The 16624-nt window shown below is 36.5% G+C and carries 17 protein-coding genes; 12 read left to right on the plus strand and 5 right to left on the minus strand.

The genetic code is table 11. The features are described from left to right. Positions 1-54: 54 nt before the first annotated feature. Entirely contained in the window at positions 55-645 is a 591-nt protein-coding gene (gene def / locus KIM67_RS03960; protein ID WP_213830062.1) for a peptide deformylase, read from the minus strand. A gap of 4 nt (positions 646-649) precedes the next feature. Then, complete coding sequence (ruvX, locus tag KIM67_RS03965) at positions 650-1060, minus strand: Holliday junction resolvase RuvX (RefSeq protein WP_213830063.1); 411 nt, start codon at positions 1058-1060, stop codon at positions 650-652. Positions 1061-1161: 101 nt separating this feature from the next. Between ruvX and KIM67_RS03970 the strand changes: the two genes are divergently transcribed. Beyond that, a complete protein-coding gene (locus KIM67_RS03970) occupies positions 1162-1977 on the plus strand; it encodes a 2,3,4,5-tetrahydropyridine-2,6-dicarboxylate N-succinyltransferase (protein ID WP_213830064.1) in 816 nt (271 codons plus the stop codon). A 26-nt stretch (positions 1978-2003) separates the two neighbouring features. On the opposite strand, the gene KIM67_RS03975 is transcribed toward KIM67_RS03970, so the two are convergent. Beyond that, positions 2004-3056: a beta-1,6-galactofuranosyltransferase gene (locus KIM67_RS03975; protein ID WP_213830065.1), complete on the minus strand. Its 1053-nt coding sequence runs from the start codon at positions 3054-3056 to the stop codon at positions 2004-2006. Positions 3057-3176: 120 nt separating this feature from the next. Here KIM67_RS03975 and glf point away from each other — a divergent pair, with 120 nt between their 5' ends. Together glf and KIM67_RS03985 are read left to right on the plus strand one after the other, a co-directional pair. Continuing rightward, on the plus strand, positions 3177-4286 hold the full coding sequence (gene glf / locus KIM67_RS03980; RefSeq protein ID WP_213830066.1) for a UDP-galactopyranose mutase: 1110 nt from the start codon (positions 3177-3179) through the stop codon (positions 4284-4286). Positions 4287-4502: 216 nt separating this feature from the next. Next, a complete protein-coding gene (locus tag KIM67_RS03985) occupies positions 4503-5312 on the plus strand; it encodes a glycosyltransferase family 2 protein (RefSeq protein ID WP_213830067.1) in 810 nt (269 codons plus the stop codon). On the opposite strand, the gene KIM67_RS03990 is transcribed toward KIM67_RS03985, so the two are convergent. Beyond that, on the minus strand, positions 5294-6127 hold the full coding sequence (locus tag KIM67_RS03990; protein WP_213830068.1) for a glycosyltransferase family 2 protein: 834 nt from the start codon (positions 6125-6127) through the stop codon (positions 5294-5296). The genes KIM67_RS03985 and KIM67_RS03990 overlap by 19 nt on opposite strands. 72 nt (positions 6128-6199) lie before the next feature. On the opposite strand from KIM67_RS03990, the gene KIM67_RS03995 reads away from it, so the two are divergent. The 6 genes from KIM67_RS03995 to KIM67_RS04020 are packed head-to-tail and all read left to right on the plus strand — an operon-like array spanning position 6200 to position 11936. Continuing rightward, positions 6200-7270 (plus strand): hypothetical protein, encoded by a 1071-nt coding sequence (locus tag KIM67_RS03995; RefSeq protein WP_213830069.1) that lies wholly within the window; start codon positions 6200-6202, stop codon positions 7268-7270. Between the two features lie 14 nt (positions 7271-7284). Continuing rightward, positions 7285-7845, plus strand: coding sequence for an L-threonylcarbamoyladenylate synthase (locus KIM67_RS04000; RefSeq protein ID WP_213830070.1), 561 nt, complete (start codon positions 7285-7287; stop codon positions 7843-7845). Position 7846: 1 nt separating this feature from the next. Further along, positions 7847-9277, plus strand: coding sequence for a CCA tRNA nucleotidyltransferase (locus KIM67_RS04005; RefSeq protein ID WP_213830071.1), 1431 nt, complete (start codon positions 7847-7849; stop codon positions 9275-9277). Then, positions 9274-10308 carry a heme A synthase gene (locus KIM67_RS04010; protein WP_213830072.1) on the plus strand — a complete coding sequence of 345 codons (1035 nt, stop codon included), beginning with the start codon at positions 9274-9276 and terminating at the stop codon, positions 10306-10308. The genes KIM67_RS04005 and KIM67_RS04010 overlap by 4 nt, the downstream gene beginning before the upstream one ends. Positions 10309-10335: 27 nt before the next feature. Further along, positions 10336-10830: a hypothetical protein gene (locus tag KIM67_RS04015; RefSeq protein ID WP_213830073.1), complete on the plus strand. Its 495-nt coding sequence runs from the start codon at positions 10336-10338 to the stop codon at positions 10828-10830. Between the two features lie 47 nt (positions 10831-10877). Continuing rightward, positions 10878-11936: a nucleoid-associated protein gene (locus tag KIM67_RS04020; RefSeq protein WP_213830074.1), complete on the plus strand. Its 1059-nt coding sequence runs from the start codon at positions 10878-10880 to the stop codon at positions 11934-11936. A 1-nt stretch (position 11937) separates the two neighbouring features. Here KIM67_RS04020 and KIM67_RS04025 read toward each other — a convergent pair whose 3' ends face one another. Further along, positions 11938-13014 carry a hypothetical protein gene (locus KIM67_RS04025; protein ID WP_213830075.1) on the minus strand — a complete coding sequence of 359 codons (1077 nt, stop codon included), beginning with the start codon at positions 13012-13014 and terminating at the stop codon, positions 11938-11940. A 74-nt stretch (positions 13015-13088) separates the two neighbouring features. Here KIM67_RS04025 and KIM67_RS04030 point away from each other — a divergent pair, with 74 nt between their 5' ends. From KIM67_RS04030 to KIM67_RS04040, 3 genes are read left to right on the plus strand one after another with little or no spacing between them, the layout of a single operon-like run. Next, entirely contained in the window at positions 13089-13985 is an 897-nt protein-coding gene (locus tag KIM67_RS04030) for an ABC transporter ATP-binding protein (RefSeq protein WP_213830076.1), read from the plus strand. Positions 13986-13991: 6 nt separating this feature from the next. Continuing rightward, entirely contained in the window at positions 13992-14825 is an 834-nt protein-coding gene (locus KIM67_RS04035; protein WP_213830077.1) for an ABC transporter permease, read from the plus strand. 27 nt (positions 14826-14852) lie between these two features. After that, a complete protein-coding gene (locus KIM67_RS04040) occupies positions 14853-16595 on the plus strand; it encodes a T9SS type B sorting domain-containing protein (protein WP_213830078.1) in 1743 nt (580 codons plus the stop codon). Positions 16596-16624 lie beyond the last annotated feature (29 nt).

Below are 16624 nucleotides of genomic sequence, written 5' to 3' on the forward strand. Positions count from 1 at the left end.
GTATAATTATTTTATGGGCGCAAAATTATACTTTTATACCAAACGTAAATTTTTTTAACGTGCTTTTTTTATGCTTGGAAAACGCATTCTATATTCTATATTGATTTTTCCTTTGGAAATCTTGTCCAACCTACTTTTTAAAAGTCGCTTTTTTAGTGAAGAAAGCTTATCCGTAAAGAGAATACCTTCAATATGGTCATACTCATGTTGAATTACCCTTGCCAATAATCCATCGTAAGTTTCGGTATGTGCTTTGAAGTTCTCATCAAGATAGCTTATCCTAATTTGTGGTTTGCGTTTTACATCTTCACGAATGTCGGGAATACTTAGGCATCCCTCGTTAAAGTCCCACTCATCCCCAGTTTCTTCTTCAATTTTTGCATTGATGAATACTTTTTTAAACCCGTCCAATGCTTTTTGTTCTTCCGCACTTAAATCTTCGTCATCAGAAAAAGGTGTCGTATCCACCAAAAATAAGCGGATAGGCAATCCTATCTGGGGAGCCGCCAAACCCACACCACGGGCATTGTACATGGTCTCCCACATATTTTCGACCAACTCGTTCAGTTTTGGATGGTCTTGCGTTATATCTTTTGCGACTTTCCGTAAAACGGGATCTCCGTAAGCAACTATGGATAAAATCATAAAATTAAATTCTGTTTAGATACGCTTGTAATATCAGCGTCGCACTTATTTCATCGACTAAGGCCTTATTTTGCCGCTTCTTCTTTTTCATTCCGCTGTCCAACATGGATTGGAATGCCATTTTAGAGGTAAACCGCTCATCTTGACGTTCCACTTTTATTTTTGGGAATCTCGCTGATAGTTTGTTTAAAAAAACTTGAATAAGCTCTTCGGATTCGGAAGGCGTATTGTCCATTTGTTTAGGTAATCCCACGACAAAACCTTCAACGACTTCATGTTCTAAATAATCAGCAAGAAATGGAATTAAATTTTTGGTTTCAACAGTGGTCAAACCCGAAGCAATCAACTGAAGTTCATCAGTAACCGCTATACCCGTCCTAACCTTTCCATAATCCAAAGCAACGATTCTGGCCAAATCTAAAATTTTGGCAAAAATAAACCTAAAAATGTTATAGACTTAAATTAGGTGCCATTATTCTGATGAGCCGATTATCTTTGTCAAAATTTTTCATAAAAATGAATCAATTAAGGTCAATCATAGAAAAGGCTTGGGACGATAGGGAATTGTTGAAAGAAGCAAACATACAAGATACAATTAGAGAAGTTATCAGTCTAATAGATTTAGGAAAGTTGCGTTGTGCAGAACCAAGCGATACCGGTTGGCAGATTAATGAATGGGTCAAAAAAGCTGTCGTACTTTATTTTCCCATACAGAAAATGGAAGTTTTAGAGGCAGGTATCTTCGAATACCATGATAAAATCCCACTAAAAAGAGGCTATCAAGAAAAAGGCGTTCGTGTTGTTCCACACGCCGTAGCAAGGCACGGTGCTTATATTTCAAAAGGAACCATTTTAATGCCGAGTTATGTAAATATAGGTGCTTATGTGGATGAGGGGACCATGGTCGATACTTGGGCAACCGTAGGAAGTTGTGCGCAAATTGGAAAAAATGTACACTTAAGCGGTGGTGTTGGTATTGGTGGTGTCCTAGAACCTTTGCAAGCAGCTCCTGTAATTATAGAGGACAATGCCTTTATTGGTTCCAGATGCATTGTTGTTGAAGGTGTACGTGTTGAAAAAGAAGCTGTTCTGGGTGCCAATGTGGTACTGACCGCATCGACAAAAATAATTGATGTAACGGGTAAAGAGGCTATTGAACTTAAAGGTAGAGTACCTGCAAGATCGGTTGTAATCCCTGGGAGCTATACCAAAAAATTCACTGCTGGAGAATATCAGGTACCGTGTGCCTTGATCATTGGTAAACGCAAAGAGAGTACCGATAAGAAAACTTCGCTCAACAATGCACTTAGAGAACATGATGTTGCTGTTTAAAATAGCCTATAATACCAAGGTTAAAATTAAGTATTGTCAAAGTGAAGCTGCAAGACTTTTTCCATTGCAGCTTTCAAATAATGACCTTCGGCTATTTTGGTTCTGGCAATTTTTACATTTTTAATGATTTTTGAATAGTCCTCATTGGATAGTTGATTCAGAGTGCTTTCCAAATCACTTAAGGAATCTATAGTAAGCCCTAGGTTTTCTTTCTCTATGAACTTGGCCATTGCCGCTTTTTTCCAGATGATTACCGGCAACCCACAGAGCAAATACAATGATGTCTTGTGCGGGTTATTGTATTGTAAATATTTACCAAATTCGCCAGAGCACCCATCAATCGAATTACCATTCCATACCAAGCCAAAAGATCCTGATATTTCGCTAATGACCTTATCTGGGGAGAATACACCTTGATACGACAAAATCGAAGAACTTGAGTCAACGGCTTCCTTGTTGAAACCACCTCCATATAGTTTTAGGACATAATTTTTATGTCCTAAATTATCCGCACTGTATAAAAACTCGCTTTTTTCTTTCCCCAAACCTCCTGCGAAAACAACTTCAGTGGGTGTTGTGTCATTTTGGTGAATCTCTTTGGTCATTGTATGTATGTAGTCAAAAATATCATTTGTTACCATTCTTGCTTTGCAAGCATTCTCTTCAAACCATTTCTTCATGGATTCATTATGCACTATCAAATAATCTGCTTTATTAAATTTTCTTATTTCACCAGCTGCATCTTTTCTTTTCCCCATCAAGAATTTAACATCATGAACAATAATAATAAGAGTACATTTTTTTAGAGAAGCAAAAAAAACTACCAGATTAAAAAATTTGCTCAGCGGATACTGCATACAAAAGACCGACCTATTAGGCAATCGAATAAGGCCTTTCATAATACCAAAAAAACTTATAACGGCACCAATAGCAGAACTAGGGTGGTTACTTTGTTTGAACCCTAAGTTTTTAAAGCCCATTTTGGTCAAAACAGTTTCACAATCCATTTTTGGTTTGGAAGCGGCATTTCTAGAAAACTTATAATTTCTTGAAATGTAGAAAAGATTTTTAGATTGCATTATGATTGATGATTAAGCTAGTTTGCTTTTGCAAATATATCTCTTTTAAGGTATCATCATTAGTCATAAAATACTTCTCATTTTTCATCAACATCCTATCTTTGGTAAAATTTGTTTTGCATGTCCAAAAATCGAGAATACGACTATCTAATTATTGGTGCTGGGCTTTTTGGAGCTGTTTTTGCCCATGAAGCAACCAAGAAAAATAAAAGGTGTTTAGTAATTGATAAACGTAATCATCTCGGTGGAAATACCTATTGTGAAAATATTGAAGGTATAAACGTACATAAATACGGAGCTCATATATTCCATACAAATGACAAGTTCATATGGGATTACGTAAATAGTTTCGTCCCTTTCAACAGGTATACAAACTCTCCTTTGGCCAACTACAAAGGAGAGCTCTACAATCTACCGTTCAACATGAACACTTTTCACCAACTTTGGAACGTTAAAACACCAGATGAAGCCAAAGCAATAATTGACAAACAAACCAAAGAACACAAAACAAAACGACCAACCAATCTTGAAGAACAGGCACTTTCCTTGGTTGGAAAAGATATTTATGAGAAACTGATAAAGGGATACACAGAAAAGCAGTGGGGAAGAAAGGCAACACAGCTTCCCGCTTTTATTATTAAAAGGTTGCCCCTGCGTTTTACGTTCGACAATAATTATTTTAACGACACCTACCAAGGCATACCCATTGGCGGATATAATATGCTTACAAATGGACTATTAAATGGAATTGAATGCAGAACTGGAATTGATTTTTTTGAGGATAGAGAAAACCTGAGTGACTTAGCAGACAATATTGTCTTTACTGGAAAAATAGATGAATTCTATGATTATTCCCTTGGCAGATTAGAATATAGAAGTTTGGAGTTTAAACATAAGATTTTGAGAAAATCTAATTTTCAAGGGAATGCAGTTGTAAATTATACTGCTGCCAATATTCCTTATACACGGATTTTAGAACATAAGCATTTTGAGTTTGGCAATCAGGAAAATACCATTATCACAGAAGAATACCCTTTGGAGGCTTCAATAAAAAATGAGCCTTATTATCCAATTAACGATACTAAAAACACCAATTTATACAAAGCCTATAAAGAAATGTCAGAACAAGATCAAATTATCTTTGGAGGTAGGCTAGCTGAATATAAGTATTATGATATGCATCAAATAATCGGAGCCGCCCTGGCCCGGGCCAAAAAATTGCTCAGTTAAGCATATTAAAAACCTGATTTTCCTTTGCTTGGTGCGCAACCTTATGTTCATTTTTCATCTCATTAATAGCAGACGACTTAAACCAAAAATAAACAGCTTAAATGTTAAAATTTATTCAACAAAGTAGGAGTTTGACATTTTCGATTGTTGTAAGAAAATAATACGATAAACAATTTTTACCCCATTATTTTGTTATAATTTTGTAATAGTTCACCAATGAATAAATTTGAATTGAGCAACCCAGAGCAAAAACTATCGGCATTAATCATTACTTATAATGAAATGGGATATATCGAAAGATGTTTGGATTCCATATCATTTGCCGATGAAATAATTGTCGTTGATTCTTATAGTACGGATGGAACCTATGAGTTTTTAACCAATCATCCCAAAGTAAAGGTTATCCAAAATCCATTCGAGAATTTTACAGCACAAAAATCCTTTGCCCTTAAGCAAGCTACAAACGATTGGATACTGTTTGTGGATGCTGATGAAGTCGTTACCGATAAACTTGAAAAAGAAATTTTAGATACTATAAATGACCCAAATGCCCATGAAGCTTATTGGTTCTACCGCAAATTTATGTTTCAAAACACTCCATTAAATTATAGTGGTTGGCAAACGGATAAAAACCATAGGTTATTTAAAAAAAGTAAAGCGCATTTTACGGATAAAAAGATTGTCCATGAAACCTTGGAAGTGGATGGAACTTCTGGTATTCTAAAAGAACGACTAACACACTATTGCTACAAAGATTATAATGATTACAAGGGGAAAATGCTTCGTTATGGCCAGTTAAAGGCTAAAGAAGCTTTTTATAAAGAAAAAAAATTCAGTTATATTGCCATGATTTTTAAACCCTTATGGAAATTCTTTAACCATTATTTTTTAAGACTTGGATTCTTGGATGGGAAAAGAGGGTTTACGATTTCTTATTTGAATGCTTTAGGAGTTCTAGAAAGATTTAGAGAATTGAAGAGACTGGAGAAGAAAAATGAGCTTACCTATTATTTAGTAATGCCATGATGGCTCCACACTAATTTCTTATTTCTAGTTTCTTTACGAATAGCTACATTCTTTTTGATAGATTCGGGTGTCTTATAACCCCTTTTGTGGTCTAAATGTACGCAAACCGCACTATATCGCAATTGTTTTGATTTTAATCCAAAATTGAACAGGCGTTCCCCCAACTCTCTATCTTGACCGCCATATTGCATACGCTCATCAAAACCATTTACATTTAAAATATCTTTCTTCCATCCAGAAGAATTGTGTCCGTTCCAACTGGCGTTTGTCGGAGTAAATGTATTTAAGAAATTGGAAATCAAACCTTTAGCTGTCAACTTGTTGTTTTTAAAGGTTTTTGGGATGCCTTTCTCTTTCAGCCAATTGATATTAAAACAATTTTGTTTCTCAATATCTTCTTTGCTAATCATTTTGGAAATATTCATGGGCAACATATAATACCCTCCAGAAATAAAATAACCTTTCTCCTTATTGATATAATGAACTTCAACAAAATCTTCCCTTGGAATGCAATCCCCATCGGTCATAATGATGTAATCGGCATTACACGCCTCTACCGACTTGTTAAGAATTCTTGATTTCTGAAAACCTTCATCTTTTTGCCAAACATGTATTATGTTATAAAAAACCTCTTTGGTCATTGCCTCCAACAACGCCTTAGTTTTAGGTCCAGAGCCGTCATCTGCAATAACAACTTCAAAATCCTTAAAAATTTGACAGTTGAAACCCCATAGCACTTTCTCTAACCATTCTTCAGAATTGTACGTACTGACAATAATCGATATTTTGGGAGCTTCTTTCTCTTCTAGGTTCATCTTGACAAAAATAGTAAAGTCTATAATTTAAAAGATAACTTTGCTATACGATTTCATTGTTCCTATTAATCTATGAAAAAAGTTGCTCTTATTGAATTTAACGCGTATCATGATGAGTGTATCTACTCTCAGATTAAATTTTTGAAGGAATCGCAATACTTGATCACGCTTATCGTGAGTCCCCAAATTCTAGAAAGGTCCAATGAATATTTGCATCTAGTTGAAAAAAGTGTTGTTTACGATGGGAAATCAACTAAGAACATTCTTGAAAGAATTAATAAAATTTTTAAGCTATCAGAGTATCTTTCAAAAAACAAAGTAGAAACCGTTGTCTTTAATACGGCAAGTTCAAGATTAGAGGTAATAGTTTTGAGTAATCTCCTAAAAGGAAAAGCTAATCTTTTTGGTATTCTTCACAATTTGAAAAAGGTAAATGATAGTCTATCTCAAAAACTGATCAATAGAGCTATAAAAAAATTCTTTGTCTTGAACGACTTTTTATTGGATTCGATTGATTTAAAAAATCAATCAATAGAATTGGGTAGTTTTTACCCCATTTTTTTTCCTGAATATACTACTTCAAGCATTTCAAAACCCAAGAAAGAAATCTGGATAAACGTACCTGGAAAACTAGATTTTAATCGAAGGGATTACGACATACTAACCGACGCACTTTTACAAATAAAACCAGTTGAAAATATAAAAATCCTGATTCTCGGCAAAACCAATGGGTCAGAAGAAAAAAACAAACAATTTCTAGAAAAAATAAAGTCAAATGGCGTACGAGATAACTTCATTCTTTTCGATTCCTTTATTGAGAATGCCCTTTTTCATGAATATATTTCCAAGTCAGATTATGTTTTGCTTCCACTAAAACATGTTGGGGAAAACTATTCCAAATACAAAATAATGGGTAGTTATAATTTGGCTTTTGCTTACAGAAAAAATTTGATTTCTCCTAAAGGACTAAGTCATATTGAAGATTTCAACTTACATGCTGTTTTTTATAATGATGTTGGGGAACTGGCCAAAGTTTTAAAAAATATTTGCAAAAACTCTGAGAAATATAAACAACCTTACGACGGTGAAAAGTGGAATTTTGAAGCACAGAAAAACAAGTATATCAATTTTTTGGAAAAGTAACAGTAATTCTTAATATGGTTGAAGAAATCAATAACTGCATAAAAGTTCTAAAAGAAGGAGACTCAATCCTTTTCCCCGCTGAAACCGGATGGCGTATAGGCTGTGATGCTACAAATGAAAAAGCTGTCGAAAAAATCTATGAACTTATAAAAAGTGTGGATTCCCATCAATTTGTTTGCTTAGTTTCCAGCCAGGCTATGGTAGAACGTCATGTGACCGAAGTACCTGAGGCTGCCTATGACATCATGGATTTAGCCAATAAACCCACGACCATAATTTTTGACAGGCCCAAAGGAATAGCAAAAAAACTTGTTGCACAAGATAACACGCTATCCATTAGAGTTGTTTCAGATAAATTCTGCCAATACTTGATCAACAAGTTTCGGAAACCTATAGTTTCTGCATCTATAGAAATCTTAGGTGCTCCGACACCTAATCTTGCAAAAGAGATCTACCCAGAAATTTTAAAAGGAGTCGACTATGTGGTAAATTTGCAACTAGAAAAAGAAAATCCTTCTCCCTCATCCATAATTAAGCTTAGTAATGATGGTCAGGTCAAGGTAATCAGGGTATAGAATGACGCAGGAATTCCATAAAGAGGCCATCCGCAACGCCGTTTTTTCGCTTATCGGAAATACCGCAGATGAATTGAAGATTGACACTTACGTGATAGGCGGATTTGTTAGGGACTTTTTTTTAAATAGAAAGACTCCGAAGGATATAGATATCGTGGCCGTAGGCAGCGGAATTGAACTGGCCCAAAAAGTAGCGGCCCAATTACAGGGTAAGCCCAAGGTATCCGTGTTCAAGAATTTTGGCACTGCAATGATCAAACACCAAGAGTTAGAACTGGAATTTGTGGGAGCCAGAAAAGAAAGCTACAATCGCGATAGCAGAAAACCATTAGTAGAAGATGGTTCCCTGGAAGATGATCAGAATCGCCGGGATTTTACAATCAATGCCATGGCTTTTGCGTTAAACCAAAGAAATTTTGGACAACTCCTTGACCCTTTCAATGGCAAAAAAGATTTAGAAGATAAGATTTTAAGGACCCCTCTTGATCCCGCTATTACGTATTCCGATGATCCATTGCGCATGATGCGTGCCATTAGGTTTGCCACCCAGCTAAATTTTAATATCGAAACACAATCCCTAAAGGCCATATCCGAGCATAAGGAACGTATTAAAATTGTTTCAAAAGAGCGAATTGTTGATGAACTCCATAAAATAATCTTAAGCAAAAAGCCTTCAATAGGTTTTAAGTTAATGCATCAGACCGGGCTCTTACCCATTATTCTGCCAGAACTCAAAGCACTACAGGGTATTGAAGAAATTGAAGGACAACGCCATAAAGATAATTTTTGGCACACGTTGGAGGTGGTGGATAATATTGCAGAAAACACAGATGATCTATGGTTACGCTGGGCTGCCTTATTGCATGATATTGGCAAAGCTCCTACAAAACGTTTCCATAAAAAAATTGGTTGGACATTTCATGCACATGAGTTTGTAGGCTCAAAAATGGTCTACAAGCTTTTTAAGAGACTGAAAATGCCTCTTAATGATAAGATGAAGTTTGTACAAAAAATGGTATTGATGAGTTCTAGACCAATTGTGCTTTCAGAGGAGCATGTAACCGACTCGGCCGTTCGTAGATTGGTATTTGACGCTGGAGACTACGTAGATGACCTTATGACACTTTGTGAGGCCGACATCACCACAAAAAATCCAAAGAAACAAAAGAAATACAGGAACAACTTTAAGATTGTTCGCCAGAAAATTGTTGAAGTCGAAGAAAGAGATCATATCCGGAATTTTCAACCCCCCGTTACCGGAGAAGAAATCATGAAAGTCTTTGGCTTAAAGCCTTCCAAAGAAATAGGTATCATCAAAGATGCCATAAAAGAAGCCATTCTAGAAGGCGAAATTCCCAATGAACATGAAGCGGCCTATCAGTTTATGCTTGAAAAAGGAAAGTATTTGGGTTTAAAACCTAGCACCACATGAAAATGACTTTTAGAAAAATTGCAAAAATCACCTTGATCTTAGTCTATTTGGTCATCATCGCGGGAGCGGTCGTTCGTATGACCGGAAGTGGTATGGGATGCCCCGACTGGCCTAAATGTTTTGGATACTATATACCCCCTACAGATGAAGCAGTGTTAAAATGGCAACCCGATAGGGAATTCAAAAAAGGTCAAGTAATTATTGTTGACGAAACTTTGCAAATAGCACAATCAGATTTTAGTACCAAGGACACCTATAATAGTGAAAATTGGCAACCCTATACCAAACATGATTATGCTATATTCAATGTTTGGCATACTTGGATTGAATACATAAATAGATTGCTTGGAGCACTGGCGGGGCTAGCTACCTTGATTCTGGCCGTTTATTCCATTAGGTTTTGGAATACGGACAAAAGCATCACACTTCTTTCATGGTTGACCGTATTTGGCATGGGATTTCAGGCATGGCTTGGAGCCACTGTCGTATACTCGCTTTTGGCACCCGTTAGAATTACCCTTCACATGGTAATGGCTCTGGTAATTGTAGCGTTTCTTCTCTATATCATTCACAGAACTAAACCTGATAAGAAAGTGGAAAATACGTTTCTACCGCTTAATTATCTTTTGGTGGCAACCTTAATACTAACACTAATTCAAATAGTATTGGGTACTCAAGTGAGGCAATTTGTGGACGAGCAAATTGGAATCGTAGGGGAAAATGCAAAAAATCTATGGCTGTTAGACCCAACTTTTCAATTTTATGTTCACCGTTCATTGTCTGTTTTAGTGCTGTTGACAAATGGTTATTTGTGGTTCATCATAAAGAAAAAGAAGCTCAATCTTCCTAAAATAAATTGGGTCGTTGCCCTGATCGGATTCGAAATTTTAACTGGGATGGCCATGTATTATATTGATTTCCCCTTCGGAAGTCAACCAGCACATTTGGTCTTGGCATCATTACTTTTTGGTGTTCAATTCTATTTGATTTTGGAAACGATAAATATAAAGAGAAGCCCTAAAACTTCGTAACTTTGCCCCCATTCTAAAAATTTTTGGATGATTTATAAAATCAGGATAATTCTTGATGCAGAGGAAGATATCTTTAGGGATATTGAGATTGAGGATTCCAGCACATTGGAAGAATTCCACAATGCAATTACACAAGCCTTTGGCTTTGGTGGTAGCGAAATGGCCTCTTTTTATACCTGTGACGAAGAATGGAACCAAGACGAGGAAATTGCTCTTTTTGATATGAGCGAGACCGGTGCGGACGTTCGATTGATGAATGAGACCAATGTGGACGATGTACTTACTGAACAAAGTCCAAAAATGATTTATGTATACGATTTTTTCAGCATGTGGACCTTTTTTGTTGAACTGGCAGACATTACGGAGAAAGAAGATAACAGATCATATCCCAATGTGTTGTTCAGTTTTGGCGAATTACCGGATTCACCTCCTGAAAAAAAGTTTGAATCAAAACCTTCGGTCGATTTTGATGATTCCTTTGACAACTATGATGACCTGGATTTTGATGAAAACTGGAATTAGACCGTATTCACTTTATATTTAACCAAAACTTTAAGCAAAACGTAACGATGCTGAACCTATATCCTGCCCAAATTGAAAGTGTTTCATTACATAGCGTTGGTAATAAAAACAAAAGTGAACCTATCTTTTTATCCGCAGAGCCCTTTTCATTAAATGACGAAATGTCCGGGTTGCTCAAAGAATACTTTTTTAAACCTTTTAGGGAAAAAGAAGAGAACTACTTTCGGTTTTCCAATGAGGTCGATTTAGAATTCAATGCGATTTTTAAATCTGTAGCTGAACTTTTTGAAGATTCATCAAAAGCACATTCCATTTCCAAAAAGATAACCACACATCTTTATGAACAGTCAAACCATCCACATATAAAGAGCGGAGAGGTTTATGTTGTTCATTTTTCGGACATGGTAATCGACAATGAAAAGACCGAAGCTGTAGGTATTTTTAAGAGTGAACTAAAACACGACTTCTTGCAGTTTAAGGAGAATGAGCAAAATCTAGAAATTCTGATTCGCCAAGGCATCAATATCAATAAACTGGATAAAGGATGTATTGTTTTCAATTTAAATAAGGAGGACGGCTATAAAGTGTTGTCCGTGGATAGCAATCGTTATGATGCCAAGTATTGGCTAGAGAATTTTCTTGGACTGGTGCCATTGACAGATGAGAACTTTTACACTAAAAACTATTTGAAATTTTGCCAGAACTTTGCAAAAGATGTGGTGTTACCCGCCGAGGACAAGCAACAAGAGGTGATGTTCATGAACAGGGCCGTAAACCATTTTGCCAAAAATGATGAATTTGAGGAAAGTAGTTTTTTGAACGAGGTATTGGAAAACCCAGAATTGATACCAGAATTTAAACACTATAAAGTCGAAAAAGGTCCAAAATATAGTATCGAAGATGTTTCAAATTTTGATATTGCCAACAAAGCGGTATCCGATGCGCGCAAGAAAATAAAGAATGTTATCAACTTGGATACCAATATTCAGATAAAAATGGATTTTATCAATCCTGAATCGGCAGAAAAGTTTGTTGAAAAGGGGTGGGATGAAGAAAAGCAGATGTACTATTATCTGGTATATTTCAATAAAGAGCAGAAATCTTAGTTCAAAACTTTTTTTCGATTATCTGCCTCATGCTCACGTCTTCGTAATTGCGCCGGACAAAATCCAGTGCCTCAGATAGTATCTGTCCCATAGTCTCACACTTCTTAAAGCCAACGTCCATGGTAAAATCGTGCAGTTCTTCTTTTAAGCGCTTAACATTATCGGGCAAGGATATCACATCTGTTTTTACACAGCTAACTAATCTTCTGATTCTATTTCCTGAGCTTATGATTCGTTTTGCAACTATAGAACGTTCTTCTATTTTGTATTGGTCTACGGAATATTCCTGTAATTTAGAGCTTACCAACTCTACCATTTTTAGGTTTTCCTTAAAAAACTGCGGCAGATACACCTTAAACTTACCTTCAAAACATTGCTGATCAAAATCTATGGCACGTATACGGTATACCACATGATCAAAATCATGGACAGGTATTATCACATAATTGTAAGAGCGCATATCGCCAAGTAAGCGTATCATACAACGTTCATTGAATTTCACAAACTCCTTGGCCAATTGTGCCTGTTCCCTTTCACTACAATTGGGTAAAATATCCTTGATGAAAACATCACCTGGTATTCCTGGGATATGTTCTTCTATCAACGTGTCTTTATACACCAAAAAATTCAAGTTATACGGGGAGAGCATGTGTTCCAACTCAAGCCCATATACCCGTGAAGCATCTGTTTTCTTTACGTAGAAATGCGTGTAGTTATCATTGAGAATGTTACGCACTTTTATTCGAAAGGGTTTGGAATTTCCAAAGGTGCAATAGTCCACGGCATCAACGTTCAAATACTCCAAAATACGTTCACTACCGTCTGAATGCAATATAGAGTACACCTTCTTCAGGCTCAAATCAATTTCGTCCCTATCAAATTCTGAGTAGTATACCCTGATCCACAACGTGTCATCCCCATTATCGTCATAAACTGCAACGGAACCTGCAAAACGCAATAAATCATCGTAAAAAATAGGAATCTCAATTTTTCTATTGTATTTCGCCAGATAGCTATCCAATTTTTTATGTACTGGATATGCTGGCTTTTTCTTGGACATTAATTTTTCCTCGGACATTCTTTCCCTATTTTGTAACAAATTTGATAATACTTCGTCAAGTTACTATAAACAAATCAAAAAACGATTCCCACTTGGAGACAATACTCACCGTTAACAACCTGACCAAGAAATTTGGTTATTTAACTGCCGTAAAAGATTTATCGTTTACCATAGAAAAAGGAAATGTCTATGGTATTCTTGGGCCTAACGGCAGCGGAAAATCCACCACTTTGGGGATTATTTTAAACGTGGTCAACAGGACATCTGGAGAGTTTAGTTGGTTCGATGGCAACACATCTACACACGAAGCCCTAAAGAAAGTTGGAGCCATCATTGAGCGACCCAACTTTTATCCCTACATGACGGCCATCCAAAATCTAAAATTGGTCTGTAAAATAAAAGAAGTTTCAGATACGAAGATTCAGGAAAAACTGGAATTGGTCGGGTTATGGGATAGGAAGGACAGTAAATTTAGAACGTATTCCCTGGGAATGAAACAACGTTTGGCCATAGCCTCTGCCCTATTGAACGACCCTGAAATTCTCATTCTTGATGAGCCTACTAACGGACTAGATCCACAAGGCATCCATCAAATACGGGAAATCATTAAAAAAATCACAAGCCAAGGAACCACTATCTTGCTTGCTTCCCATTTGTTGGACGAGGTGGAAAAAGTCTGCTCCCATGTGGTCATTCTCAGAAAAGGCAAAAAGCTATATTCCGGTCCGGTGGACAGTATGCTTGCCAGCCATGGTTTCTTTGAGTTACGGACCACTGATATGGAAAAGCTCCAATCACTTTTGGAAAACCATGCAAGCTTTGGAAAAATAACTCGAGAGAACGGCATTTTGACCGCTTTCTTAAAAGAAGAAATGAATGCAGAGGAACTTAACAAAATGTTGTTTAAGGATGGTATGGTATTATCACATCTTGTGAAACGAAAAGAAAGTCTTGAAGAGCAATTTTTAACCTTGACCAAAAACAACTAAAAAGAAATGGTACGATTACTTCACATAGAATTTATAAAACTTTGGAACAATAGGGCAAGCAAAATATTGATAACATCGTATTTTTTCCTATTGACTTCCATAGCCCTTGTCGCCGCCATCAAATTTGATATTGGCCCAATTAAGTTCCATTTAGCCGAAATTGGTATTTTCAATTTTCCTTACATATGGCATTTCAATACTTTCGTGACCGCTTTTTTCAAGTTGTTCTTGGCAATTGTCATTGTATCCATGATGGCAAACGAATACAGTAATAAGACCATTAAGCAGAATCTAATTGATGGCCTGTCCAAAAAGGAGTTCATTCTCTCAAAATTCCTTACCGTGATTTCCTTTGCCTTGGTATCCACTGTTTTTGTTTTTGTGGTTTCACTTGTTTTAGGATCTATCTATTCAGATTATGACGAAATCTCCATCATATTTTCAGATTTAGAGTTTTTGGTAGCATTTTTTGTAAAATTAGTAGGCTTCTTTTCGTTCTGTTTGTTTTTGGGGATTCTGGTAAAACGTTCTGCTTTTTCATTAGGCTTTCTGGTCATCTGGCAAATTTTGGAAGGGATTATTAATGGGTTGATACGATGGAAATTATTTGACAAAGAGACCACAGAAATTGTTATGGGCTTCTTTCCCTTGCAATCCATGTATAATCTTATAAAAGAGCCTATTACTAGATTGGAAGCTGTACAAACCGTAGCTGATCAGGTAGGAGAAAGCATTAGTTTGGACTATCAAGTACAGTTGCACGAAATTCTTATTGTTCTCGGTTGGACAGCTATTTTCGTCTATTTATCCTATGCCTTGTTGAAAAAGCGTGATTTATAGTATCTTGTAGTGTTTGATTTTTGTCAAATGCTAAAAAAATTGCTTTACATAGGGTTATTTCTAATCCCAATACTTGCTTTTTCCCAGCGCTGTCCATCCCTCCTTAATCCATTGGAAGGAGCAACTGGTGTTCCGGTAGAAACAGTGATATCCTGGGAAGAAATACCTGGTGTTGCAGGTTATTCCATAACAATAGGTACAACCGTAGGTGGTCAAGATATTCAATCAGAGCGAAATGTAGGTAGTGCAAATTTCTTCACTCCACCTGTTGGGCTTCCTAATAACACGCAGGTTCACATAACAATTACATTATTGTTTTTCGATGGGACTGCAAGCATTGTATGTCCCAGCAAATCCTTTACGACAGAAAACGTTAGCATCGTACCAGATTGTACAACATTAAGAAATCCTATTGATGGTGAAATCGATATAAATTTCAGATCCAACATAAGATGGAATTACGCTCCAAAAGCCACAGACTATAGATTGAGCATAGGAACAAGTATGGGAGGTTCTGAAATTTTTGGACCACAAAATGTAGGTAATGTGTTAACTTTTAACCCTCCCAATGATTTTCCGCTCAATACCGAAATCTTTGTCACAATAATACCTTTTAATATTGTTGGGGATGCAACGAGTTGTACTGTTCAATCATTTACAACGCAAGATATACAAACAAACTTGGGATGCACAAGGCTTATTTCTCCCCAAAATGGAGATTCAGATGTACCATTGACGGTAATATTGCAATGGGAGCCCGTATCTGGTGCACGGAGCTATTTGGTAAGTCTTGGAACTACTCCCGATGGAAGGGAGATATTACGTGAAAGAGAAGTATTTGACACAATGTTGCCTGTTTTAGAATTTGAAGCAAATCGTTCTATTTTCATTACTATTATCCCTAAAAATGAATTAGGGGAAGCACTAAATTGTCAACAAGAAGTGTTTTCAACTGCTTTGGGCTGTGGACCTTTTTTGGATAGGACAACAGGAGAAATTGTCACCCTATTTCCAGAATTGGATGTTGAAGGGACCATTGTAATTTGCGAAAATTCCCCTCCAATCATTTTATCCACAAACGCCATAGCCGAAACCTACAGATGGGCAAGCATTACATCGGGTGGAACAGAGATTGAATTATTATCCGAAACCTCAGAAGTTGAAATATCAGAAGGCGGCCTTTATCGATTGGATGTCACCAATTTCGCCGATCCTAATGGAAACAATATTCCCTGTACTTCTTCGCAAGAATTTACGGTTGATGTTATACCTGGACCTAATATTAATTCCATAGATGTAGAAAGAGATGGCGATAATCTGAGATTGACCGTAAATGTTTCTGGAAACAGCGAGTATGATTTTGCGCTAAATGATATAAGTGGACCTTATCAAGACAGCAACGTTTTCACCAACGTACCTATCGGAAACAATACGGTTTATGTTAGGGATAAAAATGAAGATGGTTGCATACTTTCAGAAGAAGTTGAACAAGATCTCATCTCCGAAGGATTTCCAAAATTCTTCACCCCAAATGGAGATGGCATCAATGATTTTTGGCAATTCGCGCTCCCACCAAATATTGAAGATTTTGAAATAGTCTCCATTTCAATATTCGATAGATACGGAACTCTTATTTCACAGATCACTTCGGATTCCATTGGTTGGGACGGTCTGTTGAACGGACGTCCGTTACCCTCTTCTGATTACTGGTATAGTGCAATTGGCATTGACAATAGAGAATTTAAAGGACATTTCGCATTAAGGCGTTAGATTTTTTTTACAGTAGCCATTTGCTTCGT

It is taken from the genome of Flagellimonas sp. 389 (genome assembly GCF_018449435.1).
Lineage (GTDB): Bacteria > Bacteroidota > Bacteroidia > Flavobacteriales > Flavobacteriaceae > Flagellimonas.

Bases quoted from the DNA above. Each gene is read 5' to 3' on its own strand.
- def (WP_213830062.1), bottom strand. From the start codon at position 645: ATGATTTTATCCATAGTTGCTTACGGAGATCCCGTTTTACGGAAAGTC.
- KIM67_RS03970 (WP_213830064.1), top strand. From the start codon at position 1,162: ATGAATCAATTAAGGTCAATCATAGAAAAGGCTTGGGACGATAGGGAA.
- KIM67_RS03975 (WP_213830065.1), bottom strand. From the start codon at position 3,056: ATGCAATCTAAAAATCTTTTCTACATTTCAAGAAATTATAAGTTTTCT.
- glf (WP_213830066.1), top strand. From the start codon at position 3,177: ATGTCCAAAAATCGAGAATACGACTATCTAATTATTGGTGCTGGGCTT.
- KIM67_RS03985 (WP_213830067.1), top strand. From the start codon at position 4,503: ATGAATAAATTTGAATTGAGCAACCCAGAGCAAAAACTATCGGCATTA.
- KIM67_RS03990 (WP_213830068.1), bottom strand. From the start codon at position 6,127: ATGAACCTAGAAGAGAAAGAAGCTCCCAAAATATCGATTATTGTCAGT.
- KIM67_RS03995 (WP_213830069.1), top strand. From the start codon at position 6,200: ATGAAAAAAGTTGCTCTTATTGAATTTAACGCGTATCATGATGAGTGT.
- KIM67_RS04000 (WP_213830070.1), top strand. From the start codon at position 7,285: ATGGTTGAAGAAATCAATAACTGCATAAAAGTTCTAAAAGAAGGAGAC.
- KIM67_RS04005 (WP_213830071.1), top strand. From the start codon at position 7,847: ATGACGCAGGAATTCCATAAAGAGGCCATCCGCAACGCCGTTTTTTCG.
- KIM67_RS04010 (WP_213830072.1), top strand. From the start codon at position 9,274: ATGAAAATGACTTTTAGAAAAATTGCAAAAATCACCTTGATCTTAGTC.
- KIM67_RS04015 (WP_213830073.1), top strand. From the start codon at position 10,336: ATGATTTATAAAATCAGGATAATTCTTGATGCAGAGGAAGATATCTTT.
- KIM67_RS04020 (WP_213830074.1), top strand. From the start codon at position 10,878: ATGCTGAACCTATATCCTGCCCAAATTGAAAGTGTTTCATTACATAGC.
- KIM67_RS04025 (WP_213830075.1), bottom strand. From the start codon at position 13,014: ATGTCCGAGGAAAAATTAATGTCCAAGAAAAAGCCAGCATATCCAGTA.
- KIM67_RS04035 (WP_213830077.1), top strand. From the start codon at position 13,992: ATGGTACGATTACTTCACATAGAATTTATAAAACTTTGGAACAATAGG.
- KIM67_RS04040 (WP_213830078.1), top strand. From the start codon at position 14,853: ATGCTAAAAAAATTGCTTTACATAGGGTTATTTCTAATCCCAATACTT.